Origin of the sequence: Kitasatospora sp. NPDC091257, from assembly GCF_044757675.1 — a bacterium.
GTDB lineage: Bacteria > Actinomycetota > Actinomycetes > Streptomycetales > Streptomycetaceae > Kitasatospora > Kitasatospora lactacystinica.
Window position 1 is genome coordinate 1 of sequence record NZ_JBIVVI010000811.1, and the last position, 4239, is coordinate 4239.

3 protein-coding genes are annotated in these 4239 nt (G+C 72.3%); all 3 read right to left on the reverse strand.

Translation table 11 applies throughout. The annotated features are described in order from the left end of the window. On the reverse strand, positions 1 to 1297 hold a 1297-nt coding region (locus tag ACIQOV_RS30020; RefSeq protein WP_401053730.1), incomplete at its 3' end, for a protease pro-enzyme activation domain-containing protein. 233 nt (positions 1298 to 1530) lie between these two features. Next, positions 1531 to 3366, reverse strand: coding sequence for a M1 family aminopeptidase (locus ACIQOV_RS30025; RefSeq protein WP_401053731.1), 1836 nt, complete (start codon positions 3364 to 3366; stop codon positions 1531 to 1533). Positions 3367 to 3526: 160 nt separating this feature from the next. Beyond that, entirely contained in the window at positions 3527 to 4156 is a 630-nt protein-coding gene (locus ACIQOV_RS30030; RefSeq protein WP_401053733.1) for a maleylpyruvate isomerase N-terminal domain-containing protein, read from the reverse strand. Between the last annotated feature and the right edge of the window lie 83 nt (positions 4157 to 4239).

Sequence of the window (4239 nt, forward strand, 5' to 3'; positions counted from 1 at the left end):
GCACCGGGAACATCCTGCTGATGCCGCCCCCGGTCCGCGCCCCCGGTCCGTCGTCCCAGACGATCTCCTTGTCGACCCCGCCGCCCTGGACCACCAGGTGGGTGCCGCCGACGCCGAGCACGTGCGGGCTGGACGCGGGGAAGTCGGCGTGGGCCCGCTCGCCGAAGTGGACGTCCCGGGAGCCGTCGTCGCCCGAGGCGCAGCAGATGCTGATGTCCTTGGTGCCGGCGTTGATGAAGACGCCGTCGACGTTGGCGACGCCCGCGGGGGTCCAACGCGGGCCCCCGTCCTCGGTGTTGCCGTAGCTGCTGGAGATCACCGTGGGCCGGTTGACGGTGTCGGTCGCGATCTGGTTGATCAGATCGGTCCAGCCCTGTTCGGTGAACTTGCTGAAGTAGACGACGATCTTCGCCCCGGGTGCGAGGGAGCCGACCACCGCGAGGTCGAGCATGATCTCGTCGGTGCTGTCGAACGGGTCCGCGGTGGCGTCGCCCGGGCCCGGGTCGTTGCCGGGGGATCCGACGTTCTGGATCACCACGTTGGTGATGTCCGGCACGGGCAGCCCCAGTGCGGTGAAGTACGTGCTCAACGCGTCCGACGAGTAGCCGCCGGAGGGCACACCGGGCGACGTCTCGCCGTTGAAGGCGAGGACGGCGATGCACTGGCCGGTGCCGTCGAGACCGGCCGGGTAGGTGTACGGCTTCGCGAGCTGGTGCGGGAAGAAGACGCCCGTCGGCAGAGCCGGTACGGCCTTCGCCGTGATCGGGAGGCTGACGTCCGTCCGGTGGATCAGCAGGTTGGCGCCGATCGGCCGGTCGTCCAGGCCGAACACGCCGGTGATGACGCCGCTCAGCTCCTCGGGGACGTGGACGGCGCCCTCGCGGCCGCGGTAGACGCGGGGGTTGTCGCGGGCGTCCTGGTAGCGGTAGCGGGCCAGGGTGACCCGGAAGGCGTCCGCGACGTCCCCGGTGGTGCCGGTCAGCTGGACGCTGCGGGCCAGCGGGTTCTCGTTGGAGACGGCGAGGCGGTGCTCGGCGGCGAAGGTCTCGACGGCCTTCAGGTCGGTGTCGCGCCAGCGGTGGACGGCGGCGTACTCGTCGTCGGTGGGGACGGTCCGGCGGGTCGGCGGCTGGAGCGCCAGCTCGTACAGGTCCGGCCGCGGGGGCGCGTCGGGGTCGCGCCGCAGGTAGACGGTGACGGTCAGGGGTGCCCGTGGGTCGGCCGGTCCGATGACCCGCGCTCCGTCGAGCGGAACGCGGGAGCTGTCCGGCAGCGCCACGTAGTGGTTGGTCGACATGATCGCTCCAGCGGTCGGGTCAGCGCCGGGAGCCTCGCGACTCTTGGTCGTGTGCTTTCGACTGTCCGTGTACGGCACACGCTTATGTCGTACACGTACAGCGTCCTCCCGGCCCCCGGCACCGTCAAGGGGACGCAGGGGGGCGCGAAGTGGACGCGAACAGGAACGCGACAGGACGCCGACGGGCGCCGCCCCCGGCCGAAGCCGGAGGCGGCGCCACGGGCTGCCCGGACTCAGCCGTCGATGCGGTGCTGGCTCCAGAAGGAGGTCAGGTCCACGGTGGTGGCGGCCTGGGCCGCGGCCTTGAACTCCGCGGTGGTGGAGACGCCGTTCCAGTGCGCCTGCGCGTAGTTCCGCAGCAGCGCGGTCATCGCGGTGTCGCCGATCGTCCGGCGCAGGTCGTGCAGGGCGCACTTGCCGTAGCCGTAGACGACCGTGGAGTAGCGCGAGGAGTTGGCGTCCCAGTACGCCATCGAGTTGGTGATCTTCTCCGCCGAGGAGGCCCAGGAGACGCTGTTCCAGCAGCCGTTGCCGGTCTTGCCGAGGGCGAGGTCGGTGGCGTAGTCGGTGAAGGCCTCGTCCAGCCAGGGGGCGTTGTACTCGTCGTCGCCCACGATGCCGTACCACCACTGGTGGCCGATCTCGTGGGTGAGCGCCGTGGTGCTGACCAGGTCGAGGACGAAGCCCGGGTACTCCATGCCGCCGAACCAGAAGTTGTTGTCGATCACCGCGTCCAGTTCGCCGTACGGGTAGGCGCCGAAGCGCTGGGCGTGGGCGTCGACCGCCGAGGTCGCGGTGGAGAGCATCGACTTGGAGTCGGCCGCGCTGATGCCCGCCACCGAGTAGACGTTGACCTTCACCCCGGCCGCCGAGGTGCCGGAGATCCTGGTGAACGGTCCGGCGCCCCAGGCGAAGTCGCGCACCTTGCTCGCGGTCGCCTTGGTGACGGTCCGGCCGGTCGTGCCGGGGGTGTCCACCGAGGTGCCGGTCGCGGGGACCAGCAGGCCGGTCGGATGGTCCAGGGTGACGGTGAAGTCCGAGGCCATCGAGTAGAAGGACTCGCCGTTGTTGGTGTACGGGTCGAGGTGCCAGCCGGCCGCGTCCCGTATCGCCAGGACGGGCAGGGCGTTGCCGAGGAAGTTGTACGCGCCGTCGTGGCCGAAGCGGTCCGCGCCGCTCGGCACGGTGATGCCGAGGTCGAAGCCGACGGTGCCGCTCTGGCCCTGGGCGAGCGGGGCCGGCAGGGTGATCTTGAGCGCGGTGCAGTTCACCGTGAGCGGGGAGGGCGTGCCGCCGGTCACGTTGGTGACCGTGATCGGGGTGCTGGGGCAGCTGCCGTGGGCGTTGTCCCACAGCCGCAGGTACACCTCGTTCAGCGCGGTGGGCGAGGCGTTGCCGAAGGTCACGCTCTCGTGCCCGGTCCAACTGCCACCGGAGGCGTCGCTGGTGAGGTCGACGGTGTACGCCGGCGCGGCCGGGGTGCGGGTCGGGTCGCCGGGCTGGGGGGTGGTCCCGCCGCCGGAGACGTCCAGGGTGACGTCGTCCAGCACGAAGCTGGTCTGCAGGCTGGCGTCCTCGACGCCGGTGAAGGCGAGTGTCGCGGTCTGGCCGGCGAAGGCGGAGACGTCGACGGTCTTGTGCACGTACCCGCTCAGGGCGTCCAGGTTGGAGTACGTGGCCACCGTGGTGGAGCCGAGTTTGACGGTCAGCTTGTCGTAGGCCGTGCCGGCGGTCGTCTCGGCGGTGTCGACGTGCAGCCAGAAGCCGAGCGTCGCGGTGCCGCACCCGGCGGGGAGGGTGACGGACTGCGAGAGGGTGTCGGTGTGGCTGGAGCCGTAGCCGTCGAGCCAGGCGTAGGAGCTGCCGGAGTGCGCGCTCTGGCCGCTGTCGGCGGTGATCGCGCCGCTCGGCGCCGTCCAGGGCGAACTGCCGGACTCGAAGCCGCCGTTGGCCACGACCTGGGCGGGTGTGCAGTCCGCGGCGCTCGCCACGGTGGGGGTGGCGAGCGCCGCGAGGCCGGTCGCCGCGAACAGCGCGGCGCCGGTCAGGGCAGGCAGGAGTCTTTTCATCGGAGCCTCTCGTGGGGATCGGGCCGGGAGCAGCAGAGTGACAGCAAACCCGCGCCTTTGAAAGGCTCATGACATGAGACGCATACGCCTCACCCGGCGGCCGGCCCCTCGGGGGACCGACCCGCCGGGGACCACCTCGGCGAACGACCGGCCCGGAGCCCTACCGGACCACCGGCAGCACCGCCGCCGCGCCGCGGCCGGTCGCCGCCTCGATGAAGTCCACCGGGTCGGCGACCCGCGCCAGCAGCGCACGGGTGAAGTCCAGCGCCCCCTCGGCGGGCGGCGGGCCGCCGACGGCCGCGATCAGGTCGAGCAGGTGGACGGTCGCCTCCATCAGCGCCACCTCGCCGAGCGCGCCGACCGTCACGCTGCCGAGCAGCGGGTGCGCCACCGCGGCGCCCGGCGGAAGGTCCGCGAGGCCGTCCAGCGCGGCCGGCCCCTCGACGCCGAACCGGGCGATCAGCACGGCGGGTTCGGCCACCTGGGCGACCTGCTTCGCCGCCTCGGCGACCTGGTCGGCGGCAGTGTGGGCGATGCCGCCGGGCCGGTTGTAGACACGCAGGATGCCGGCCCCGTCCACCACCTCGGGCCGCCCGTCCAGGACGGCCGCGCGCAGCCCGGTGAACATCTCCGGCACCGGTGCCACGTGCGCGTACAAGTCCCGTACGGTCCACCCGGGCAGCCGGGTGGGCCGCTCCCAGTCCTCGGCGGCCAGGGCCGCGCCCCGCTCCGCCCAGGACACCCAGGCCTCCGCCAACAGCGCGCGCACCGGGTCGTTCTGACTGCTCATCGACTCTCCTCAGGACGGTGATCACGGGGTCTCCCCACGCTATCCCGGGCTCCCGGGGGCGCGAGTCCCGGGGCGGCGGCCCG

What these genes read in the sequence shown, in the direction of transcription:
- ACIQOV_RS30025 (WP_401053731.1), bottom strand. Translation starts at nt 3,366, where the DNA reads ATGAAAAGACTCCTGCCTGCCCTGACCGGCGCCGCGCTGTTCGCGGCG.
- ACIQOV_RS30030 (WP_401053733.1), bottom strand. Translation starts at nt 4,156, where the DNA reads ATGAGCAGTCAGAACGACCCGGTGCGCGCGCTGTTGGCGGAGGCCTGG.